1 protein-coding gene is annotated in these 2,418 nt (G+C 53.8%); it reads right to left on the bottom strand.

Features of this window, described 5'->3' with window-relative positions:
• The coding region (locus OXF42_05850; protein ID MCY4047607.1) for a hypothetical protein at positions 1-2,418 on the bottom strand (2,418 nt) is incomplete at both ends.

Below are 2,418 nucleotides of genomic sequence, written 5' to 3'. Positions count from 1 at the left end.
TGACTGTGGGCAACTCGTTGTCTTGAACCGTTATTTCCCCGGTTCTGCTGTCATCATTGATTTCCCACCTTGCCGCCCCCACCACCGGGTCATCACCCACGGAGAGACGGAAAACGCCGTCTTCCTCGGTTGTGTCATCGTCCGCCGTGTCGGCGGTTACTTGCGCGGAGGTTGCGCCCGCCGCGAAAACCGCCTCGGTCGGCGCTTCGCCAAGCAGGTATGAAGAGCCGTTTACCGCCATCTCCAAGAACACAACGGGAACGCGAACCTCATTGAGGGAGGAAATCGCCCTTTCCGCCGTAATAGTCCATACCGCCTGTTCGCCCTCGGTAATGGAGGCGTTTGCGGAGGAAACGGGCGCAATGGACAGCCCCGGCGCGGGGTCGTTTGCAAGAATGGTTATCCTCTGCAAAGCGTTTCCGAGACGCGCCCCTATCGGACTGGTGATGAAAATTTCAAAATCCTCATCGGCTTCGGTTATTTCGTCATCAATGACGGAGATGGTAAATGTTTGGCTTGCGGGTGCGCCGGGCTCAAAGGTCAGAGTTCCGGTTATGGCGGCAAAGTCATCGGGGGAGGTTGCGGCTATCGTGCCGTCGGGCCCGTCTCTCGCGCCGTAATTGACATACACATTGGAGGTGTATGTTGTGTTGCTCAAAGCAACCGTTGCCACAATGTCGCCCGAATTCTCGTTTATGCGGTTGGATTCCACCGAAAGATTGGCGCGGGGCGCGTCAGAGGGCGCGGAGTCGTCATTGATTACGCGGACTTCAAACCGCTCTTGTCCGGGGAAAACATTGTAGTTTGCGGGCAGGCTGTCCGTGTCAAGTTCAACAGTTACAACGCTGTCGCCCTCGTTGGTTCTGTCATGGTCTATGCGGACTGTCTGCGTCTCCCGTGTCCCGTGACTGGCGGCGAGATAGGTAAATGTTTGTTGCCCAAGGTCGCTTGAATTTGCATGGTCGCCGAGTCCGGTTTCGGTAACCGTGTAGGTGAAAGTATGGTCGCCGGTAAGTTCGGGCAGGATGTCAAAAACAACTGAAATGTTGTTTTCGCCGCCGGGGTTACCTTCCGTTATCTCCGCCAGCGGCGTGGAAATGCCGACAGTTGCGTCATCATCGGTGATGTTGACGATTCTTGTGCCGACTCCGGAATTGCTTCTACGAGCCGGGGTGGGATACGCATTGATGACATTATCAAACACAACTCTGAAATTCTCGGTAACTTCCCCGATTTCATCGTCAACTATTTGAATGGAGACCGTTCTGGTGGTTGTGCCCGGCGGGAATACCACATACTCATCAAAGGCGATGTAGTCATCGGGCGAAGACGCCGTATAGAAGAAAGAATCTTCCACAGCCCCCACAGTCCGAACCCGGAGGGAAATTTGATCCTGCGATGCGGCGTTCAAACTGAGCGAAATATCCAATGTTCCCGCATCCTCATCTATGGGACTTCTAACAGTTACATTTTCAAAATTGGGTATATCCGCATTCACACCCGCCGCCGGGGCGTTACGGTCTTCAACCACAAATGTTAAGAAACTGCTCCCCGGTTTGACCCGATAACCCGTAGGCGGGGAAACAATGGAAATGGTAAATGTGGTGTCATTCTCATGCACCATATCATTAAACACCCTGAACTCCGCGACTGCTGAGGTTTGCCCCGCCGCTATTGTCAATGTTCTGGGACCCTCCTCGCTGTCAATAACAATGTCAGACCCGAGAATTCCGTTTTCCACGCCGTTTATTTCAAAAACCGCTCCGCCTTCGGGAGCCGGTCTGGAAAGGTCAAAGAATGCGACGGGACCGCAATTAGTTTCAGCAATAGCGCCCGTGCAGCCGGAAGGTCTTCTGTCAGAAGTAAAGAGGCGCAGATCCCTTATCAGTATCTCCGGCGTTTCATTATCCAGCACATCATACTCGGCGACTCTGTTTTGCGCGTCAACCAGCCAGCGGCTTGCGCCGTCAGACAGAACAGTCGCCCTGAACAGCCCGTCCCGTTCCGCCGTCAAGTCATCCCTTGACGCAACCGCAAAGGTTGCGGTGGTCTGATTCGGCGCAAAAACAACCTCGCGGGACAGGTCGGCATCCCCGAACAGGAAATCCCCCGCCTGCGAAATAAGAACCGGAATACTTGTCGGCTCGTCACCCGGATTGTCGGAAAACGGAGCGCTTATCGTAACAGTGAAAACCGCATCTTCGCCCTCTGTAATTTCATTATCCTCCGCAGCGTAAATGCCCGCCACCGGAGGAAGGTCTTCGGAGCGGATGGAAACAGTTGCGGTAGCCCTGCCGAGGGTTACATTATCCACCACCTTTTCAATGAAAATCTCAAAATCCTCATCAAACTCATACATGTCATCGTCATTTATGTTGATGTTGAATGTCTTGCTTGCCTCTCCCGGCTCAAAGCGCA

Source organism: Candidatus Dadabacteria bacterium, from assembly GCA_026708565.1.
Taxonomy (GTDB): domain Bacteria; phylum Desulfobacterota_D; class UBA1144; order Nemesobacterales; family Mycalebacteriaceae; genus Mycalebacterium.
Note: the sequence above shows the minus strand (reverse complement) of the source record. Positions and strands in the feature narration are given on the sequence as shown.